This window comes from Halanaerobium kushneri (assembly GCF_900156285.1).
In the GTDB taxonomy this organism is placed as follows: domain Bacteria; phylum Bacillota; class Halanaerobiia; order Halanaerobiales; family Halanaerobiaceae; genus Halanaerobium; species Halanaerobium kushneri.
Genome location: NZ_FTNC01000036.1, coordinates 1 through 19,337 on the forward strand (window position 1 = coordinate 1; position 19,337 = coordinate 19,337).

16 protein-coding genes, 11 tRNA genes and 1 pseudogene are annotated in these 19,337 nt (G+C 33.9%); 2 read left to right on the forward strand and 26 right to left on the reverse strand.

The window, feature by feature from the left end; all coding sequences use genetic code 11:
* Positions 1–191, forward strand: a pseudogene (locus BW929_RS14155) (ISNCY family transposase); the annotation flags it as partial.
* A gap of 166 nt (positions 192–357) precedes the next feature.
* Here BW929_RS14155 and tilS read toward each other — a convergent pair.
* The 13 genes from tilS to BW929_RS14220 form a co-directional block, all read right to left on the reverse strand.
* Positions 358–1,749 carry a tRNA lysidine(34) synthetase TilS gene (gene tilS, locus BW929_RS14160; RefSeq protein ID WP_076546133.1) on the reverse strand — a complete coding sequence of 464 codons (1,392 nt, stop codon included), beginning with the start codon at positions 1,747–1,749 and terminating at the stop codon, positions 358–360.
* 63 nt (positions 1,750–1,812) lie between these two features.
* Positions 1,813–2,721 carry a Ppx/GppA phosphatase family protein gene (locus tag BW929_RS14165; protein WP_234978119.1) on the reverse strand — a complete coding sequence of 303 codons (909 nt, stop codon included), beginning with the start codon at positions 2,719–2,721 and terminating at the stop codon, positions 1,813–1,815.
* Complete coding sequence (locus BW929_RS14170; protein ID WP_076546135.1) at positions 2,696–3,241, reverse strand: DUF501 domain-containing protein; 546 nt, start codon at positions 3,239–3,241, stop codon at positions 2,696–2,698. The genes BW929_RS14165 and BW929_RS14170 overlap by 26 nt, the downstream gene beginning before the upstream one ends.
* A 107-nt stretch (positions 3,242–3,348) precedes the next feature.
* Positions 3,349–3,714, reverse strand: coding sequence for a S1 RNA-binding domain-containing protein (locus BW929_RS14175; RefSeq protein WP_076546136.1), 366 nt, complete (start codon positions 3,712–3,714; stop codon positions 3,349–3,351).
* Between the two features lie 87 nt (positions 3,715–3,801).
* The gene (locus BW929_RS14180) at positions 3,802–5,973 is read right to left on the reverse strand and encodes a Tex family protein (RefSeq protein ID WP_084566233.1); all 2,172 of its coding nucleotides are present in this window, start codon (positions 5,971–5,973) and stop codon (positions 3,802–3,804) included.
* A gap of 59 nt (positions 5,974–6,032) precedes the next feature.
* The gene (locus BW929_RS14185; RefSeq protein WP_076546137.1) at positions 6,033–6,359 is read right to left on the reverse strand and encodes an FtsB family cell division protein; all 327 of its coding nucleotides are present in this window, start codon (positions 6,357–6,359) and stop codon (positions 6,033–6,035) included.
* A 138-nt stretch (positions 6,360–6,497) separates the two neighbouring features.
* Positions 6,498–7,607 (reverse strand): ABC transporter ATP-binding protein, encoded by a 1,110-nt coding sequence (locus tag BW929_RS14190; RefSeq protein ID WP_076546138.1) that lies wholly within the window; start codon positions 7,605–7,607, stop codon positions 6,498–6,500.
* A 21-nt stretch (positions 7,608–7,628) separates the two neighbouring features.
* The gene (locus BW929_RS14195) at positions 7,629–8,639 is read right to left on the reverse strand and encodes a LacI family DNA-binding transcriptional regulator (RefSeq protein ID WP_076546139.1); all 1,011 of its coding nucleotides are present in this window, start codon (positions 8,637–8,639) and stop codon (positions 7,629–7,631) included.
* 145 nt (positions 8,640–8,784) lie between these two features.
* A complete protein-coding gene (pgmB, locus tag BW929_RS14200) occupies positions 8,785–9,435 on the reverse strand; it encodes a beta-phosphoglucomutase (RefSeq protein ID WP_076546140.1) in 651 nt (216 codons plus the stop codon).
* Positions 9,436–9,499: 64 nt separating this feature from the next.
* On the reverse strand, positions 9,500–10,075 hold the full coding sequence (locus BW929_RS14205) for a 2'-5' RNA ligase family protein (protein WP_076546141.1): 576 nt from the start codon (positions 10,073–10,075) through the stop codon (positions 9,500–9,502).
* 16 nt (positions 10,076–10,091) lie between these two features.
* Positions 10,092–11,354, reverse strand: coding sequence for a heme ABC transporter ATP-binding protein (locus tag BW929_RS14210; protein ID WP_076546142.1), 1,263 nt, complete (start codon positions 11,352–11,354; stop codon positions 10,092–10,094).
* A 5-nt stretch (positions 11,355–11,359) separates the two neighbouring features.
* Positions 11,360–12,376 (reverse strand): FecCD family ABC transporter permease, encoded by a 1,017-nt coding sequence (locus tag BW929_RS14215; protein ID WP_076546143.1) that lies wholly within the window; start codon positions 12,374–12,376, stop codon positions 11,360–11,362.
* 45 nt (positions 12,377–12,421) lie between these two features.
* Positions 12,422–13,705, reverse strand: a complete 1,284-nt coding sequence (locus BW929_RS14220; RefSeq protein ID WP_076546144.1) for a DUF1015 domain-containing protein — start codon at positions 13,703–13,705, stop codon at positions 12,422–12,424.
* A gap of 200 nt (positions 13,706–13,905) precedes the next feature.
* Here BW929_RS14220 and serA point away from each other — a divergent pair, with 200 nt between their 5' ends.
* A complete protein-coding gene (serA, locus tag BW929_RS14225; protein WP_076546145.1) occupies positions 13,906–15,510 on the forward strand; it encodes a phosphoglycerate dehydrogenase in 1,605 nt (534 codons plus the stop codon).
* A gap of 124 nt (positions 15,511–15,634) precedes the next feature.
* On the opposite strand, the gene BW929_RS14230 is transcribed toward serA, so the two are convergent.
* The 13 genes from BW929_RS14230 to BW929_RS14290 all read right to left on the reverse strand — a co-directional run bounded on the left by BW929_RS14230 (position 15,635) and on the right by BW929_RS14290 (position 19,274).
* Entirely contained in the window at positions 15,635–16,795 is a 1,161-nt protein-coding gene (locus BW929_RS14230; protein ID WP_076546146.1) for an MFS transporter, read from the reverse strand.
* 44 nt (positions 16,796–16,839) lie between these two features.
* Positions 16,840–17,910 carry a pyridoxal-phosphate-dependent aminotransferase family protein gene (locus BW929_RS14235; RefSeq protein WP_076546147.1) on the reverse strand — a complete coding sequence of 357 codons (1,071 nt, stop codon included), beginning with the start codon at positions 17,908–17,910 and terminating at the stop codon, positions 16,840–16,842.
* Positions 17,911–18,091: 181 nt separating this feature from the next.
* Positions 18,092–18,166, reverse strand: a tRNA-Gly gene (locus BW929_RS14240).
* 8 nt (positions 18,167–18,174) lie between these two features.
* A tRNA-Tyr gene (locus tag BW929_RS14245) sits at positions 18,175–18,259 on the reverse strand.
* A 120-nt stretch (positions 18,260–18,379) separates the two neighbouring features.
* Positions 18,380–18,455: transfer RNA gene (locus BW929_RS14250), tRNA-Ala, on the reverse strand.
* A 19-nt stretch (positions 18,456–18,474) separates the two neighbouring features.
* Positions 18,475–18,551: transfer RNA gene (locus tag BW929_RS14255), tRNA-Thr, on the reverse strand.
* Positions 18,552–18,558: 7 nt separating this feature from the next.
* Positions 18,559–18,635, reverse strand: a tRNA-Asp gene (locus BW929_RS14260).
* Between the two features lie 73 nt (positions 18,636–18,708).
* Positions 18,709–18,784, reverse strand: a tRNA-Val gene (locus BW929_RS14265).
* Between the two features lie 7 nt (positions 18,785–18,791).
* Positions 18,792–18,867, reverse strand: a tRNA-Glu gene (locus BW929_RS14270).
* Between the two features lie 10 nt (positions 18,868–18,877).
* Positions 18,878–18,970: transfer RNA gene (locus BW929_RS14275), tRNA-Ser, on the reverse strand.
* A gap of 11 nt (positions 18,971–18,981) precedes the next feature.
* Positions 18,982–19,058 (reverse strand) — tRNA-Met (locus tag BW929_RS14280).
* Between the two features lie 8 nt (positions 19,059–19,066).
* Positions 19,067–19,143, reverse strand: a tRNA-Gly gene (locus tag BW929_RS14285).
* A 54-nt stretch (positions 19,144–19,197) separates the two neighbouring features.
* Positions 19,198–19,274: transfer RNA gene (locus tag BW929_RS14290), tRNA-Met, on the reverse strand.
* Positions 19,275–19,337: the final 63 nt, after the last annotated feature.

A 19,337-nucleotide genomic window follows, 5' to 3' on the forward strand; every position in this document is an offset into this window, starting at 1 on the left:
GGGGAGTTGTTGAACAGACAATTAACTATTTTAAAGATGCCATGGTTACTGGCAATCTAAAAACTCAGAACCTAAAGAGTATTAAAGCAGATGTTTTTCTAGCTGGAATCACTCAGCTTTTAACATTGATCTTAGCTGATAAAATGGGTAAACCAGAAAATATTAAATCTTTAAGATCACTAATTGCTTAGAATTTAAATCTTTTAATATCTTTTTTAAAACCTGTATTCATAGGTTCATTTTGTCATGTCTAATTTTATTAGAACATTTCCTTATTCAATTTTTTTAAATCTAAAAATTGAACTAAACCCATCACTTACAGTTTTTCACTATTTTCTTTGCCTATTTTGCAAACACCTAATATTTTAATTTCAAAATTAAAACCTTATCTGTTTCTTTAGTAATTTTATATGTATCAGAAATTTTATAGGGAACCAGCCAGAGGATATTATCGTTTGAATCCACAACCAGCAGTAGCTCATCTCTTTTCGGTTTGGGAACTTTCTGATCAATTAGAATATCTTTAACTTTTTTATGTCCTGACATTCCAAGTGGTTTAAAACTATCGCCTGGCTTTCTATTCCTTAAAAATAAAGGTAAATTTAATTTTTCATAATCAAATGCCGCAACCAGAGAATCATTAGTAAAAGAAAAATCATTGATATCTAAAATTTCACTTTCTAAAATCCGTTCTTGATCTATTTTCAGTTTCTTTTCTGGTTCATATTTTATTTTATCCATATTTTCTTTTTCCATATTTTCTTTTTTAAAAAAAATAAGATTGGAATAGCTTATCTCAACTCTAATATCAGCAGCAATATCAATTCCTCTTCCAGTTTTTTTATCCTGAATTAATTTTTCAATTTCACGAATATGTTCAAGATAGAAATCATCCAGATTATTATTTAATTTTTTATAAATATGTCTATAAATCCTCCGCTGTAAAACCTGATCAAGCTTAATAAATTTATTGAAATCAACACTTATCGTATTTTTTTCTTCCTTATTTAATATATTATTATACTCTTTTAAAGCAATTTTTTGCAAGAATTTATTTTCAGCTGCAATTAAATTACTATTACGCGCAATGACTTCTCTTGCATTTTTATTAATTTTTTTCTCTACCAGAGGAAAAATTTTATTTCTAATAATATTTCTGCTGTAAACATCTTCATTATTACTACTATCAAAGCGTGGCTTTAAATTATTTTTACGACAGTAGCTAAGTATTTCAGCTTTACTAAATTCAAGCAGAGGATGAATAATCTTTATTCCTTTTACCTCTGTTTTAGCTTTAATCCCACTTAACCCCTGCAGACCACTTCCTCTAAATAAATTTAAAAGAACTGTCTCCGCCTGATCGTCTCTATGATGAGCAAGAGCAAGTAAATCATAATTATAGTTTTTGATAATCTTTTTAAAAAAATTAAGTCTTATTTCTCTGGCCATCGCCTCTATCGAAGAATTATTTTTCTTTATTAAAGCAGGTAAGTTGACCTGCTTAGCAAAAAAATCAAAACCCTTTTTTTCAGTATAATTTTTAACAAACTTAGCCTCGGCTGCTGACTCTTTTCTCAGCATATGATCAAGGTGAGCTACAGCTATTTCTAAATCAAAGTCCTCTTTCAATTTAGAAAAAAGCTCCAGCATTACTAACGAATCGGGTCCACCAGAAACTGCAAGCAGTAGCTTTTTGCAATTATCAAGCAAATTGTTTTTAATAATATAATTTCTAAATTTAGCCTCCATTAACAAGCCTCCAAAAAATAGCTATGTTTTATATTTCCAGATAGATAAAACTAAACCTGCATTTTAAGTAGTTAATTCTTCTTTTACTAAACCATAGAGCAAATCATGATCACTAACGGATAATTCTTTACTATCAACATAGTCTAAAATAGTTTTTAAAATAATAAGACCAGCTATTATAATATCTGCTCTCTGAGGTTGTAACCCCCTGACTTTCTGCCGCTTTTTTAATTTCAGGCTACTTAATTTTTTAATTATTTTTTCCAATTCACTGATATTTATCTTTAAATCTTCAATTTTACTACTGTCATATTCTTTAAGACCCAGTTTAACTGCTGCCAGGGTAGTAATTGTCCCGCCAACTCCTCTAATCTTCAAATTTTTATCAAATTGTAAATGAGAACTTAAAAATTCATCCACATAATTATAAATTTTATTGAAAGAAGCTTCTTCAAACTCAGCTTCTGGATCAGAAACAAATTTTTCAGTCATTCTTACACAACCAATATCAAGGCTCCTAAAATTTATATCTGATTCTTCAGGCCAGATAAATTCCGTACTTCCTCCACCAATATCAATTAATAAAAAATCAGTGTCTAAACTGGCTGCCGCACCTACATAATTCAGCTCAGCTTCCTTTTTACCACTTATTATCTCAAGTTTAAAATTTATTTCCTGTAGTTTGGAACTAAGTAAGTCAGCATTATCAACATCTCTAAGTGCGCTGGTGCCAATAACTCTAACCTTTTCGACCTGAAATTGATCTATAATAAGTCTAAACTTTTTTAGAGCCTTAACCACCCGTTGAACAGCACTTGTTTTTAATTTTCTATTTTGATCTACTCCCTCACCCAATCTAGTTATTTCTAATTCCCTGATCAGAATTTTAAAAGAGTTTTTTTCATTGTTTTCCCCAATCAGTAACCGACATGAATTTGTACCAATATCAATTGCTGCTGCTCTCAAATTCATCAATCCTTTCCGTGCAAATCTTACAGTTTTTAGGCCAATCAACCCTACTAAAAACAATTTTTCCGACCGGATTAGAATTTGCTACCAGAAAATCAGCAAGATGAGTATGTAAACATTTAATTCCTTCTTTTTCTCTAATTCCACCAACTCCTGATTCAATTAGCATTTTATATAAATCCTCAGAAACTATCCTGGCTTTTTCCAGTTCTTCCTTAGATAATAAATGCAATCTTTTCTCAGCATATCTACGGTGTGCTGCCTCCATTGACATTTTAAATTCTGAATTAGACTTTAATTTATTTCCCAGTTCAGAAATCAAATCAGTTTCTGCCTCCAGTCTATCAACCTCATAATTTAAATATGGACAGCTAAGCCAGTAAATAGTTGGAGCCACAATCTCATTAATAAATGGTGCAACAGTAATCACTGCCGGATACCCAAAAGGACAATAATGAGCAGTTTTTATAAAATTATTAATTTCTCGATCTAACTGAATTTCTACTATTTTATGATCATCCATAATTACTGCTCCCCTTAAATTGTTCAAAATTTATGCATTAAAAAAGAGAAAACACCCCTTAAACGAATTAAAGGATGTTTAAAAAGTTAATAAAAATTGGCAAATATTTATTTAGAGCTTCCGCCGTTTTTTGCCTCTCTGCTTTTTAGATCTTGCTGACGCTCACTGCTCTGCTTTAAGAAACGATCCATTTTTTCTTCAAATGACATTTCTGGAGCATGATCAATGCGGTCATCTGGATCCTCTAATTGTTTAATGGAAAGGCCAATTTTCCCGTCATCATCGACATTAATAACTTTAACCTTAACTTCATCCCCTTCTTTAAGGAAATTACTAATATCTTTGACATAAGTATTGGCAACCTCAGAAATATGAACCAGACCAGTCTCTCCACTTTCCAATTCAACAAAAGCACCAAAATTTGTTATCCCAGTAACTTCTCCTACAACTATACTTCCAACTTCAATGGACATGCTTAAAAAATTCCTCCCTAGATATTAATATTGTACCCATTATAACTTAATTACATTAGAACTGTCAAATATATAGGCTAAAATTTTCTAGAATTTTAAAGTTAAAGAAATTCTACCACGTTTTTGATCAACATCAAGTACTTTAACCTCTATATTCTGTCCGATTTCAACAATTTCAAAAGGATCACTAACATACATCTGACTCATCTCAGAAATATGAAGCAAACCATCCTGTTTTAAACCAATATCGACAAATGCACCAAAATCGACTATATTTCGCACCTTACCTTTAAAAATCATTCCCGGTTCAATATCTTCTATTTTTAAGATATCTTTACGGAAGATAGGAGCTGGCATTGAGTCCCTAGGATCACGCCCTGGCTGTTTTAAAGCTGCTACAATATCTTTAGCTGTTGGCAGACCAATTTCCAGCTCTGAAGCTGTTTTAGCCAAATCGATTTCGACCAATTTTTCTCTAATCTTACTTAATTTTTCTCTGTCTCTAATATCTCCTACATTATAATTAATATTAGCTAATATCTTCTCTGCTGCCTGATAGGATTCTGGATGAATAGGAGTTAAAGCAAATGGGTCTTCTATTGAATCAAGACGTATAAATCCTGCTGCCTGCTCATATGTTTTTGGGCCAAAACCATAAACATCAAGCAATTCCTTCCGCTTTTTAAATTTTCCTTCCTGACTGCGATGTTCAATAATTTTATCCGCATTATTGGAGCTGATTCCAGCAACATAGGTTAAAAGAGCTGCTGAAGCTGTATTTATTTCAACTCCAACATGATTAACTGCATCAACAACAACCTCATTGAGAGCTTTTTCCAGATTCTTTTGAGAAATATCATGTTGATACATACCTACTCCCAGAGATTTGGGATCAATTTTAACCAGTTCAGCCAGTGGATCCTGAATTCTACGTCCAATTGAAATAGCACCCCTAATCGAAACATCTAAATCTGGAAATTCCTTTCTTGCCAGTTTAGAAGCAGAATAAACTGAAGCTCCAGCCTCACTGACAATAGTATATTCTACATCCATGCCTCCTTTTATTAGTTCTGCTACAAAACTTTCCGTTTCTCGACTGGCAGTACCATTACCAATTACAATTAAGTCAATATAATATTTTTTTACTAAATTTGCCACCACAGCAGCAGCTTCTCCAGCTTTATTAACAGGTGGATGAGGATAAATAGCTTCTGTTTCCAGCAGCTTTCCATCTTCAGCTAAAGCTGCAAGTTTACAGCCAGTTCTAAATGCCGGATCAATAGCAAGCACTTTTTTTCCTTCCAGCGGAGGCTGCATTAATAAAGATCTTAAATTAGTGGAAAAATTATTAATAGCCTTCACTTCTGCTTTTTCAGTTAAATGATTACGAACTTCCCTTTCCAGAGAAGGAAAAACAAGCCTTTTATAAGCATAATCAACCGCATTAATTAAATGATCAAAACTATCACTATTCCTATTATCAAAGTCATAGAAATCATAAATCATCTCAATAGCTTTTTGATCATCAACTTCTATTTTAACCCTCAAAACCTCTTCATTTTCGCCTCTATTCAATGCCAGAGTTCTATGGGGTGGAATTTTATTAATTGATTCCTTAAATTCATAATAATCCTGATATTTTCCCTCTTCATCCTCATTTTTTTGTTCAGAAACAATTAGAGCAGTCTTAAAAACAAAATTTCTTAACTTTTTACGCAGATCAGCATTATCAGAAACGTCACCAGCAATAATATCTTCGGCTCCACTGAGAACTTCTTCTATTTCTGTTAGTTCTTTTTCTGGATCAAGATAATTTTCTGCTTCTTTTTTAATTTCTAACTCAGATTTCTGCTGACTAAAAATCAGCTCGGCAACTGGCTTTAACCCCCTGGCGATTGCCCTGGCGGCTTTTGTCTGTTTTTTAACCTTAAAAGGTCGATATAAATCTTCGACTTCCTGCAAAGTATCAGCTTTTTTAAGCTTATTCAAAACTTCCTCATTTAATTTATCCTGTTTATCTGCTGCTGCTGCAACATCATTTTTTCGTTCATTTAAGCGCCGCAGATAATCAATTTTTTCCGCAACTTCTCTAATTTCTTCTTCATCTAGACTACCAGTCATTTCTTTCCGATAGCGGGCAATAAAGGGAACTGTATTTCCTGAATCCAAAAGTTCAACTGTCGCTTTAATATTTCCTTTTTTAAAATTTAATTCTTCAGCAGCCTCTTCAAATAAATCTATTTTAATATACTCTGACATCAAAAAACTCCTTTATATAAAATTCTTTTATTTATAAAATGATTAAAATATCAAATATTTTATTTTTTTTGTTTGGAATCTTCATCTTCATCTTCATTTTCTTCAACCGGAATAAACATTTTCTCACCCGGTTTTACCAGACCTAATTTTTCTCTAGCAACTTCTTCTATATATTCATGACTATCACTATTTTCCAATTGTTCTTTTAACTTCTGATTTTTAGCTTCAGCTTCTGCAATCTCAGCTTCAATTTTTTGGATCTGATTTTCAAGGTGGTTTATTTTAGCCATATTCTGATAAAAATTAAAGGCAGCAATTACTGCTATAACTACAACAAGAGTAATGACAACAGGATTTAACAAAAAATCCTTTCTCTGGCGAGGCATTTTTAATTCCTCCCTCTATAGATTAATTATGATTACAGTTGTAATTATACTTTAAAATTGGTAATTAATCAAAAAAAGCAGTCGAATTTAATAATTCGACTGCTTTAGTAATCTAATATTCTATTTTTCTCTCTTTATTTAAAAAATTGATTCTTCTGTTTCAGCATCAAATACATGGATTTTTCTCAGATCAATTCCAAGAGCAATTGTATCTCCAACTTCTGCAGTACTTTCAGCTTCTACACGGGCGATTAAAGAATGACCTTCTTCAGCCAGGTAGAGATAAATTTCAGAACCCATAGGTTCTACTACTTCTACATCAGCATTAAATGTATTATCTTCTGCAACTTCAAAATCATGAGTAATTTGGGTATCAACAATATCTTCTGGTCTAACACCAAAAACTACATCTTTATCTACATAATCCTTAATATAATCTTCCTTATCGTCAGGAATCCGAATCTTGAATGCACCATCACCTTCAAGATAATAAGTATCTCCTTCTTTTTCAATCTTAGCATCCATAAAGTTCATAGCTGGTGAGCCAATAAAACCGGCTACAAACATATTAACTGGCTTATTATAAAGTGTTAATGGATCTGCTACCTGCTGAACAACCCCATCTTTAAGTACAACAATTCTATCTCCCATTGTCATCGCTTCAGTCTGGTCATGGGTTACATAAATCATTGTTGTTTTTAGACGATCATGAAGTTTAGATAGCTCAGTTCTCATCTGAACTCTCAGTTTAGCGTCAAGGTTGGATAGTGGCTCATCCATTAAGAACACCTTAGGTTCACGTACAATTGCACGGCCTAAAGCAACACGCTGTCTCTGACCACCTGATAACTGTTTAGGTTTTCTATCTAATAACTGTTCAATGCCTAAAATATCAGCAGCATCCTGGACACGTCTTTCAATTTCATCTTTAGGGAATTTACGTAATTTAAGTCCAAAAGCCATATTATCATATACATTCATATGTGGATAAAGTGCATAGTTCTGGAAAACCATCGCGATGTCTCTGTCTTTAGGTGCTACATCATTAACTACCTGATCACCAATTTTTAAAGTACCTTCACTAATCTCTTCCAGACCGGCAATCATTCTTAATGTTGTAGATTTACCACAACCAGAAGGTCCTACTAAAACAACAAATTCCTTATCTCTAATCTCTAAGTTCTGATCTTTAACCGCTGTAAAATCACCAAAATGCTTATAAATATGTTCTAAAGTTACACTTGCCATTAAAAAATCCTCCTCTTAATATTAATTGTATTTTGATATTGATGACTCCCTAATAATTAATTCGGGAGTTAAAACCTTAATTTGTTGACTGTCCATTTTTTCATTAATCAATTCCAGTAAAAATTCTAGAGAACTTTTACCCAGCTTCTCCACCGGTTCACCTAAAACTGTCAGTGGAGGATCAATTACTGAAGTTAAAATATTATCACCATAACCAACTACCGCAAAATCATCAGGAATAAAATATCCTCCCATTTTAATTGCTTCTACCAGACCAATTGTCGTTAATTCTCTGGTAGAAATAAATGAATCAGGAATTACATCCCCTTCAATAATTTCTAGAAAAACATTATAACCAGCCTGTCTGTTATTAGCAGTTGAAAAAATAAGTTCCTCATTGACCTCTAAACCTGAATCTCTGAGTGCATTTTTATAGCCACTAATCTTTTCTTCTTCAACTAAATTATCTCTGTTACCACAGACAAGGGCTATTTTTTTGAAATTTTCTTTTAACAAATGTTCTACAGCTTTGTATAATCCCTGACTGTAATCAGTTAAAACTGAAGTGAAAAAATTCTCCTCGGCAAGTCTATTTACCAGTACAATTCTATTATCCTGACTAAAACTGGCTTTTAAAAGATGACTACCTACCAGTTTTCCGCCGATAAATATTGCCCCATCGACCTGATTTGATTCTAAAAGCGAAAGATAAGATTCTTCTTTATCTTCCTGATTATTAGTGTTACAAAGTATTATCTGATAACCACGCTTTTCTGCAGCCTTTTCAATACTTTTTACAATCTCAATATTACCAGGACTATCCATTTCAGCTAGAATAACTGCAATCATATTCGTTTTCTTGGCTGCAAGTCCTCTGGCAAGTTGATTAGGACGATAATTATTTTCCTTTGCAATTTTCAAAATTTTTAACCTAGTTTCTTTCCCTACTCCTGGCTTATCATTTAAAGCTCTAGAAACTGTTGATTCTGCTACACCGGCCATTCGGGCAATATCTTTTAGAGTAATCTGCATCTTTATGCCTCCAGTTTTAGCAACCTGCGCAATTTACGCAAGCGCTTGCGAAACGCTGAAGAAAAAAAGAGCCTGTAATAATAATTAACTCTTATTATTACTATTCGCTACAGACTCTAAAATTCCTTCTTTTTATTTGAATTTTTTATAGTTTTTTTAAAATCTCATCAAAATCAATATCGCCAACATTGGCATAAACCAGATGAGCCTTACCAACTCTTGATTCTGGGCCAACTCCAACAGCTTTCATCTTAGCAGCCAGAGCAGCTTCTACACCAGACTCAGCATCTTCTAAAACAACACATTCTTCAGGTTTCAAACCTAAATTGTTTGCTGCATATAAAAATAAATCAGGAGCAGGCTTTGCGTTTTCTACACTATGTCCATCTGCAATTGTATCAAAGATGTCTGTAATTTGCAAATGTTTTAAAACTTTTTTCGCATTTCTACTGGAAGAACCAACTGCCAGTTTATAACCATCTTTTTTCAACTTCATTAGTTTTTCTTCCATATCATCTAATATATCATCTTTAGTAATTTCTTCTAAATAATCTTGATAATAGCTATTTTTTCGATCTGTCCATTCCTTTTTTTGTTCTTCTGGAACCTCTTTACCATCCAGGATAATTTCCAGTGATTCCATTCTGGAAACACCGCGTAATTGCTCATTTACTTCTCTATTAAAAAATAAATCCTCTTCATCAGCCAACTTCTGCCAGCTTTTATAATGATATTCTGCAGTGTCCGTAATTACACCATCAAGATCAAAAATAAATCCCTTAATTTCGTCTGCCATAATTATCACTCCTCATATAATATACTTAGTAACATTGAAATTATCACTAAGTTAACCATAAATTTTAATTTAAATTGAAACTTGCTATAACTTTTTCAACTGGGTCTAATGTTGGTCTCCAGATTTCCAATTTTTCAGCCGCTGCTGAAAGAGGACGTGACATTCCTTCCATAAACAAACAAATTTCGGTCAGCTCATCTACTGGAATTGGATTCTCAGCAAAAATATTACTTATTATTGTAATATGAAACATCCACTCATCATAATTTTCAATTGTCGAAATCCCCTCATCAATTAAACTCTGGTGAACTGCCTCCGAAAATTTTGTTAAGGATTCTGTCTCATTAACCTCCAGTACCAGCTGGTGCTGATCAGAAAATTTAATACAGCTAAAGCGGTCTACTTCAATCTCAATTTTATCAAATTCCTTTACTCTCTCAGCAAGAATTTTTTCGGCTTTCTCTGCCTTGTTTTTTACTATTCTATCAATTGTTATATGAAGCTGCGGATATATTTGATCGGGATAAAGGTTGTAGTGTTCGGAAACTATTTTTTGCACCTGAGAAGCTGTTTCTACAAGCTCTTTCCCTGGAATCAAAACTAAAAAGTACTCATTTTCTAAATCTGCAGCTTTTATCATAATTACATCCCCATCTCTAATTTTCTAATTTTTTTATTTCTGAAATCAATTGACTTTTATCATTTAATAAAACTATATTATCATCTTCCTCTAATAATTTATTCCAGATCTTTTCTGCTTTTCCTTTAATATAATCTCTTTTTTCTATATTCAAATTAGAAAATAAAATTTTAGGCTTATTAGCATAATCAAGCAAAACTTCCAAATTGGCAATATTACCATGACCAAAAGGCAGATCACTTAAAATTATTAAATCAGATTTCTCGATAAGTTCTTTATTTCTTTTGATTTCATTATCAGAAATATCAATAAATGGAGGTGCTTCGACAATTTCAACTCCCAGTTCTCGTGCCACCTGCCAGTCAGCATCCCCTATATTTAAAACTCCTATACTTAGCCGATAGCCAAGATTATCTAATTTATAAATAAATTTTTTAGCAGTACCACCACCTGCAATAATATGGATCTTAAATTCTTTTTTTTCTTTCTTTTTTTTGAATTTATTAACTTCCGGAATCAGAGTAATAAATGGTTTATCAGAAAGTGGATTAGATTTAATTAAAACTTCTGCTTTATAGACCTCTCTAATATTTTCCTCGGTTAAAACTTCTTCTGCAGATCCGGAAGCAAAAATTTCCCCTTCATTAAGCAAAATTAGTTGCTCACAATACTGAGCGGTCAAATTTAAATCATGAGATACTGTAATTATTGTTAAGTCCCACTTTTGATTTAAATAATTCAAAAGATCATAAATTTCAGCTTGATAATTAATATCAAGACTTGAAGTTGGCTCATCCAGCAATAAAACATTAGGCTTCTGTGCCAGCGCCCTAGCGATTATAACCCGCTGTCTTTCTCCACCAGAAAGTTCTTTAATCAATTTACTTCTTAATTTAAAAGTATCAGTAACCTCCATTACCTCATTTACAATTTTTTTGTCATTCTTACTGATTCCAGACCACCGCTTTTGATAAGGATGCCTCCCCATCATTATAATATCATAAACATTAAAATTAAAGCTAACTTCTGTATTTTGAGGAACAACTGCCATTTTCCTGGCCAGTTCTAAGGAACTATAATCATTTAAAAGCTTATGATTAAGATATACTGTGCCACTATCCACCTGTAAAGTTTTACTCATGTTTTTTAATAAAGTTGATTTTCCCGAAGCATTGGGACCAATAATTCCTATAAATGACCCAGATTTAATCTGCAGGTCTATCCCCTTCAAAATTTCTTCCTGATTATAACTAAATTTAATTTTATCGGTTTGTAACATAATTTTCACCAAATATCTTTAGATTTATTACGCAAGAGATAAATAAAGTAGGGACCTCCAGCAAAAGCTGTAATTATTCCAACTGGAAGCTCCATTGGTGCCATAATAGTTCTTGCTGCAGTATCAGCCAACAACAAAAAAGATGCCCCAATCAGCGCTGTCAGGGGAATCAATCTTCTGTGATCAGGTCCAATAATTATCCTTGCCATATGCGGCACAACCAGTCCAATAAAACCAATACTACCACTAACTGCAACCACAGAAGCAGTCAGAAGCGAAGCCGCTCCAAGTAAAATTACTTTCGTTTTTTCTACATTTAACCCAAGATGAACCGCACTTTCTTCTCCCAGTAATAAAATATTCAGATCTTTTAAATAAAATAATATCACAGCCAGAGCAGCTAAAAAGTAGGGTAATATCATCCGGACATCTTTCCAGGCAGAACCAGCAAGACTCCCCATAAGCCAGTAAACAAGTTGCTGTAAATTCTCTGTCCTTAAAACCATTAAAAAAGACATCATAGAATTTAAAATAAAACTTACAGCTACCCCAGCCAGTAAAAAAGTTAAGACTGGCAATTTATTCCCTACTTTAGCCAGCTGATAGACAATAAAAACTGTCAGTACTGCTCCCAGAAATGCAAAAACAGGTAAAGAATTCAAATTGAAAACAACTATTTCTATACCCAAAAATAAAGCCAGCATTACTCCTGTACCCGCTCCAGCAGAAATCCCGATAATGTAGGGATCAACCATAGGGTTTCTAATTATTGCCTGAAAAACCGCTCCGGCAACAGCGAGTCCTGCTCCAACAATAAAGGCAAGTATAATTCTCGGCAGTCTTATTTCTCCAATAATTATAGCTGTTGAAGTTGAAATATTTTCAGAATTATTAAATATATAATCTAAAATATCAGCTGGTTCAATCGGGGTTGAGCCAATAAATAAAGCCAGAAAAATCAAAATAACAGAAAATAAAACTGCAGTTAGAAAAATCAATATATTTTTTTTGTTTTCAATCATTATTATCAATCCTCAGTACTGACTCATCTAATAATTGTTGAGATTCTATTTCTTTATTGAAAGCTTATTAATAACCAGACCAGTCAACAATTTAGGATAAAAGTCTGTAGATTTTTGTGGCATTTTTTCTCCCTGATCTGCAATATTTTTCACTTCTTTTACAGAAGTAGGGTTTAAGATAAATGCTGCCTGATATTTTCCAGCTTCCAGCTCTTCTAAAGCCCTATCACGATATCTAATATAATCAAGATTTGTTTTAGCAGCCAGTGCCTTTTTATCTACTCCAAGATATTTATCCAGAATAATATTATGAAGAATACTAACATCAAGTTCCTTATAAGCCTGGGAAAATCCGCCTTCTATTTGTTCTAAGACAGCTTCATTTTCAAATTCAAAAACATAATATTCAGCTTCTGCTGCAGCTTTAAAACCAAATACCTTCTTTTTCGTATTTTGATCAAGGTAATTATACATTTTCTCTTTACTGTCAAATTCTTTAATACTAAAATCCTCGGCTGCTTTTTCTAAAAATGAATCAATCTTAAAATCTTCAATACCATATAACAATCTGTGAGTTGGCAGCACCTTTAGTCCCGGGTCATCCATATTTACAAAAGTCATAAGGCGGTGATTAAAACTTTCAACTCCATCTGCCTGCCAGCCCTTTTCTCTACATTCTCGCTGATAATTTAATGCAGTCTGATAACGATGATGTCCATCTGCAATATATAAATTTTTTGATTCCATTTTTTCTTTGATCCTGGCTATTAGTTCCGAATCTGTCAGTTGCCAAACTTTATGTAAATTTTGATCCTCATCACGAACCTCAAAAAGTGCTTTTTTCTGCATTAGTTTTGTAAACAAATCATTGATTTCATTCTTTTGATCAGAATAAAGCATAAATATATGACCAAAATTAGCCTCAGTAGCTCTAATCAACTTTAAACGATCTGCTTTTGGTCCCTCCATTGTACTCTCATGTGCCTTAACTCCTTCTCCTGCTTCCAGTTTACCCAGGCCAATAAAACCTTTGCGAACAAATTTCTTCCCATCAACCTCGTACTCCTGTGTATAGACATAAAATCCTGCTTTTTGATCACGAACTAAAATCTGATTTTTAATCCAATCATTTAGATTTTCTGCTGCACTGTAGTAACGATCTTCTTCTTTCCCCAAAATCAAACGTACAATATTATAAGGACTTTGCTCATAATATTCTTCCTGCAGCTGCTGATCAATCTTATCATATGGTTGAGTTACTACCTTCTCTAATTCTCCCACCTGTTTTTGGTTATACCTATAACCATGAAATGGAAATACCTTCGCCATACTATCACTCCTTTTAATCATTATATATTTTTATAACCTTTACAGCAAGCTTGATTCTGATATCATAATTTTTTGAATATAGAAAAAATATAATTTATTATATTTTAACTTGTGTCAGTAATTAAAAGCTTGCTTTATCAACTTCAATTAGATATAATTAAAAAAAATTAGTAGCAAGAAGAGAGAAGGAGTGGTAATAAGTGTATAAGGTTTTAGTCAGTGACAATATTGCTCAAAAAGGAATTGATATTTTAAAAGAAGCAGGAATGGAAGTTGATTTCAAACCAGGACAGAGCCGAGAGGAATTTTTAGAAACTATTGCTGAATATGATGGAATAATTGTTAGAAGTATGACTCTTTTAGATGCTGAAGCTTTAAACAAAGCAAAAAAACTAAAAGTAATAGGTAGAGCAGGAACAGGTTATGATAATATTGATTTAGATGAGGCTACTAAACATGGTATTTTTGTTTTTAACACCCCAACCGGAAACACAATTTCTGCAGTTGAACATACAATGGGAATGATGCTCTCACTTTCTCGAAATATTCCCCAGGCAAACCAGGCATTACACAATGATATTTGGGATCGCAAAAAATATATGGGAGTTGAAGTCAAAGGAAAAACTTTAGGAATTATTGGGCTCGGTAGAATCGGAAGTCGAGTTGCCAAAAGAGCTCAGAGTTTTGGAATGAAAGTTATAGCAAATGATCCTTATCTAGCCCCACAGAAGGCTGAAAAACTTAATGTGCCTTTACTTCCATTTAAAGAGGTTTTAGAAAAAGCAGACTATGTAACTCTACATACACCGCTAACTGATGAAACCTATCATATTTTAAGTCACAAAGAGTTCGCAATTATGAAAAAAAGCGCCAGGGTAATTAACTGTGCTAGGGGACAAAATATAGATACTAAAGCACTGGCTGAAGCTCTAGAAAATGATAAAATTACTGGAGCGGCAATTGATGTACATGAAGAAGAACCGGTAAAAGCAAGTAATAATCCGTTACTTAAATTCCAGGATAGAGTCATTATGACCTGCCATTTGGGGGGGACAACTACTGAAGCTATGGATAATGTATCTATTACAGCAGCAGAAGAAGTTGTTTCGGTATTACAGAGTAATTTACCCGAGTCTCCACTTAATATTCCGGCTATGGATCCTCAGGAATTTAACCAGGCAAAACCCTATATCAATTTGGTAACAAAACTGGGCAATTTTATGGCAAAATGGAAGGGACACGAAAGAATTGAAGCAGTCGAGGTAGAATACGGTGGAGAGGTTAATCAATATAACCACAAACCAATGACTTTAAGTTTGGTTAAATCAATATTAGAGCCAATTTTAGATGACCGAATTAATCTCGTAAATGCAATGCATATTGCTCAAGAAAGAGGTATTTCTTTAAAAGAAAGTCAGATCCAAAATAAAGGTGAGTTGAAAAATATAATTAAAATTAATCTTAAAACTGAAGTAGGACAATACTGTCTGGCAGGAACCCATTTACCTATTGGTTTTAGATTAATCGAAATTAATGGATTGCGAATTGACCTTGATCTTTCGGGGGAATTCATTATCGTCAGCTATCAGGATAAACCTGGAGTTATCGGTAAAATAGGTTCAACTTTAGGAGAAGAAAATATCAATATTGCTAATATGCAGGTTGGTCGTCAGGAAATTGGCGGAGATGCAATAATGATGATGCAAATTGATTCTAAACCTTCTAAAGAAATCATGGAGAGAATTAAAAATCATCTTGATGAGCTAAATACTCAAGTAAAAGATCTAAGTTATCTTGAAATATAAATAAAACTGCATAATAATCAGAGCAGCCAAATTTTGGCTGCTCTTTTTTTAGCTAAAAATTTTATGATTAATAATCTCCCAAAAACATTTTGTTATATTTTATAAAAATAATTTAAATGAATTCTTATTTAGCAAAATTATAATTTAATTCCTTGCTTAATAAATAAAGAAAACCAATGATTAGAAATATAAAAACACTTATACTGGCAAAACCAGTAAATACATTAAACAGATCATTTATTTTTCCAATCAACCAGTTAGAAATCATATTTATTGCAGAAGCAGATGTAATAATAAAGCCCATATAAGAACTTACACCTTTATCAAATTCTCTCATTATTACTGCCATAATAGTTGGAAACATAATAGAAATAAAAAAACCTGCTGCCGAAAAGAAAATTGCTCCCAGATTACCATCTATCAAAAGTCCACAAATAAATAAAATTTGCGTTGCCGAAGCAAAAAGAAATAATATTTTTATATACCCTAAATGCTCGGTAAAGTAACCCCCTACAAGTCTTCCAACTGTAAAAATCACAAAAAATAAAGATAGATAAGTAGATGCAGATGCTGTACTAAATGCTCTTTCTACATGCAAAAAATTTACAAGCCAGCTTCCAATTGCAATTTCAGCTACCACAGCAGAGCCTAAAACTGCAGAAAAAAGCCAAACTTTTTTCTGTTTTGCTATCTCTTTAACTGCAATATTATCCTTTTTATCATTCTCAACTTCCACTGGAAAATCTGTAAAAAACAAATATACAAGTAAAAATATAATTAAAACCAGTGCAGTCAAATAAATTTGATGCCATTTTAAATTTAGAGATAAAAGCCAGCCCGCATACCGCGGACCAATTGAAGCCCCAACTCCAAAAAACAAGTGCAGCATATTCATCATCATACCTGATTTCTCTACAAATATCTTTGCCCCCAGAGAATTAGCTCCAATCTCTACTGAACCCAGGCCAATTCCTAACAGAATCATTAAAATAACTAAATAAAAAAAAGAGTCTATATGTCCCATGGTAAAAATACTGAGAGCAGCAGCTATAAAGCCAAAAGCAATTACCTTTTTTAACCCAAAATGACTTGCTGCCAGACCACCAAAAAAAGTGGCTGACATAAACCCAAAAGTAGAAGCCATCAGCATAATTCCAATTTGAGAATAGCTTACTGCAAAAAAATCTTTAATTGGAGGAATCAATGTTCCTCTCATATTATTTATAAATCCCAGCATTATCATCATCAAAAACGCTAAAAAAACTAATTTTTTGTGTCTTCTCATTAACTATCAAACCTTCCTGCCAGGGCCGATATAATATCGGAACTCTATAAATCCAAAATACTCTCAATAGTAGCCAATAACCCCTTAATATCAGCTAAACTTAAATCACCCATGTGACCAATTCTAAAGGCTTTATTTTTTAAATCACCATAACCATTAGCAATACGAATATTATATTTTTCTACAAGAGTATTAATTAAACCATTGACATCAATTCCTCGATTATTCTCAATACAGGTAACAGTATTTGACCAATATCCCTCTTCGGCATAGATATCAAAGTACTCTAGAGCCCAATTCTGAACAAACTCAGCCATTTCTCGATGTCTGGCAAAACGATTTTCAATCCCTTCCTTATTAACTATATCATCTAACTGCTTTTGCAAAGCAAAGATTTGTGGAATTGCCGGGGTAGTTCTGGTCTGTGAACGAAGATGATATTTATGTAATAAAGGTAAATTAAAATAATAACTATTACTTTCTACCTCTTCGGCCCTTTTTAATAAATCATCACTAACTGAAGCTACAGTTAAACCCGCAGGCAAAGCAAAGGCTTTCTGTACACCAGCCAGACACATATCTATCCCCCAATCATCAACTCTAATTTCCGTCCCCGCCATTCCAGAAACAGCATCTACTAAAAATAAAACATCATCAAATTTCTTTACTACCTCACCTATTTCCTTAATTGGATTCATTAAACCAGTAGAAGTTTCATTTAAAACAACAGTAATCGCATCATATTTACCGGTATTAAGTTTTTCTTCCACCAATTCTGGTTTTACAGCCTGATCCCAGGGAATTTCGACCTTATCACAGGAAACACCATTTTTTTTAGTGATTTGATGCCAGCGATTTGAAAAAGCACCATTAACAAAATTCAAACAGCGGTTTTTAACCCCATTTGTAACTGCAGCTTCCATTGCACCTGTCGAAGAAGACGAAAATAAAAACACGGGATTATTTGTATAAAGAAGTTTCTTTAAGTTTAATTGGATATCATCGTAAATACTAGAAAACTCTTCAGTTCGATGATGAATCTGTGCTGTCGATAATTCTTTTAATAACTCAGCTCTTACTTCTGTTGGTCCTGGAGTAAATAATTTTTCATGCATTTTTAACACCTCATAAATTATATTTTTCAGCTTTAGCTGAAATGCTCAATTCTCAATTCTTATATATAATTATCTATTATTATAGCAGTTGAAGATAAAATAATAAAGCAAATAATAATTATCAGAATATTAAAAATTAGTATTAAATAAAAAAAGCACCTATTAGGTGCAAAATAACAAATGGAGCGGGAAACGAGATTTGAACTCGCGACCCTCACGTTGGCAACGTGATGCTCTACCACTGAGCTATTCCCGCATATTTAATGGTGGAGGGGAAAGGATTTGAACCTTTGTAGGCATCGCCGGCAGATTTACAGTCTGCTCCCTTTAACCACTCGGGCACCCCTCCAGATTAGATGTAGGAAATAAGAAGTAGGAATAAGCTAATATTAATAAAATCCTATTCTATCCCTAATTCAAATATTAATTATAAAATTTTTAGCCTCCAACCTCAGAATAACAATTCATTTGGTGGAGATAAGGGGATTCGAACCCCTGGCCTCTACACTGCCAGTGTAGCGCTCTCCCAGCTGAGCTATATCCCCATGGCTTTAAAAAAGTCAATGGAGCCGATGACCGGATTTGAACCGGTGACCTCTTCCTTACCATGGAAGCGCTGCTACCAACTGAGCTACATCGGCAAAAAAATGGCGGAGGAGACGGGATTTGAACCCGCGATCTCCGGCTTGACAGGCCGGCGCGTTAAACCGCTACGCTACACCTCCGTATTTGGATGTAGGAAGTAAGATGTCGAGAAAGGAATCTCTTCCAATCTAACAATATACTTCATTATTTAAATGGTGGGCGAAACAGGGCTCGAACCTGTGACCCCCTGCTTGTAAGGCAGGTGCTCTCCCAACTGAGCTATTCGCCCGCAAAAATGGTACCCTCAAGGGGATTCGAACCCCTGCCGCCAGGATGAAAACCTGGTGTCCTAGACCCCTAGACGATGAGGGCATAAATTAAATGGCGGAGAGAGAGGGATTCGAACCCTCGCCAGGGTAAATACCCTGCTACAGGTTTAGCAAACCCGCCCCTTCAGCCACTTGGGTACCTCTCCATGAATACAAATGGTGGGTCTAAGAGGACTTGAACCTCTGACACTGTGGGTATGAACCACATGCTCTAGCCAACTGAGCTATAGACCCATGTTATATGGAGCGGGAAACGAGACTCGAACTCGCGACCCTCAGCTTGGAAGGCTGATGCTCTAGCCAACTGAGCTACTCCCGCATCATTACCATGTAATTTTTGCCTGATGTATATAAAAAATATAATATTTTAAATTGGTTGCGGGGACCGGATTCGAACCGATGACCTCCAGGTTATGAGCCTGACGAGCTACCAGACTGCTCTACCCCGCGTCAATGGTGAGCCATGGAGGATTCGAACCTCCGACAACCTGATTAAAAGTCAGGTGCTCTGCC

Excerpts from the sequence above, each read along its gene's own strand:
- BW929_RS14230 (WP_076546146.1), bottom strand. The coding sequence starts at position 16,795 with ATGAGAAGACACAAAAAATTAGTTTTTTTAGCGTTTTTGATGATGATA.
- BW929_RS14220 (WP_076546144.1), bottom strand. The coding sequence starts at position 13,705 with ATGGCGAAGGTATTTCCATTTCATGGTTATAGGTATAACCAAAAACAG.
- BW929_RS14180 (WP_084566233.1), bottom strand. The coding sequence starts at position 5,973 with ATGTCAGAGTATATTAAAATAGATTTATTTGAAGAGGCTGCTGAAGAA.
- BW929_RS14165 (WP_234978119.1), bottom strand. The coding sequence starts at position 2,721 with ATGAATTTGAGAGCAGCAGCAATTGATATTGGTACAAATTCATGTCGG.
- tilS (WP_076546133.1), bottom strand. The coding sequence starts at position 1,749 with ATGGAGGCTAAATTTAGAAATTATATTATTAAAAACAATTTGCTTGAT.
- BW929_RS14210 (WP_076546142.1), bottom strand. The coding sequence starts at position 11,354 with ATGTTACAAACCGATAAAATTAAATTTAGTTATAATCAGGAAGAAATT.
- BW929_RS14190 (WP_076546138.1), bottom strand. The coding sequence starts at position 7,607 with ATGGCAAGTGTAACTTTAGAACATATTTATAAGCATTTTGGTGATTTT.
- pgmB (WP_076546140.1), bottom strand. The coding sequence starts at position 9,435 with ATGGCAGACGAAATTAAGGGATTTATTTTTGATCTTGATGGTGTAATT.
- BW929_RS14170 (WP_076546135.1), bottom strand. The coding sequence starts at position 3,241 with ATGGATGATCATAAAATAGTAGAAATTCAGTTAGATCGAGAAATTAAT.
- BW929_RS14195 (WP_076546139.1), bottom strand. The coding sequence starts at position 8,639 with ATGCAGATTACTCTAAAAGATATTGCCCGAATGGCCGGTGTAGCAGAA.
- BW929_RS14235 (WP_076546147.1), bottom strand. The coding sequence starts at position 17,910 with ATGCATGAAAAATTATTTACTCCAGGACCAACAGAAGTAAGAGCTGAG.
- BW929_RS14185 (WP_076546137.1), bottom strand. The coding sequence starts at position 6,359 with ATGCCTCGCCAGAGAAAGGATTTTTTGTTAAATCCTGTTGTCATTACT.
- BW929_RS14205 (WP_076546141.1), bottom strand. The coding sequence starts at position 10,075 with ATGATAAAAGCTGCAGATTTAGAAAATGAGTACTTTTTAGTTTTGATT.
- BW929_RS14215 (WP_076546143.1), bottom strand. The coding sequence starts at position 12,376 with ATGATTGAAAACAAAAAAAATATATTGATTTTTCTAACTGCAGTTTTA.
- BW929_RS14175 (WP_076546136.1), bottom strand. The coding sequence starts at position 3,714 with ATGTCCATTGAAGTTGGAAGTATAGTTGTAGGAGAAGTTACTGGGATA.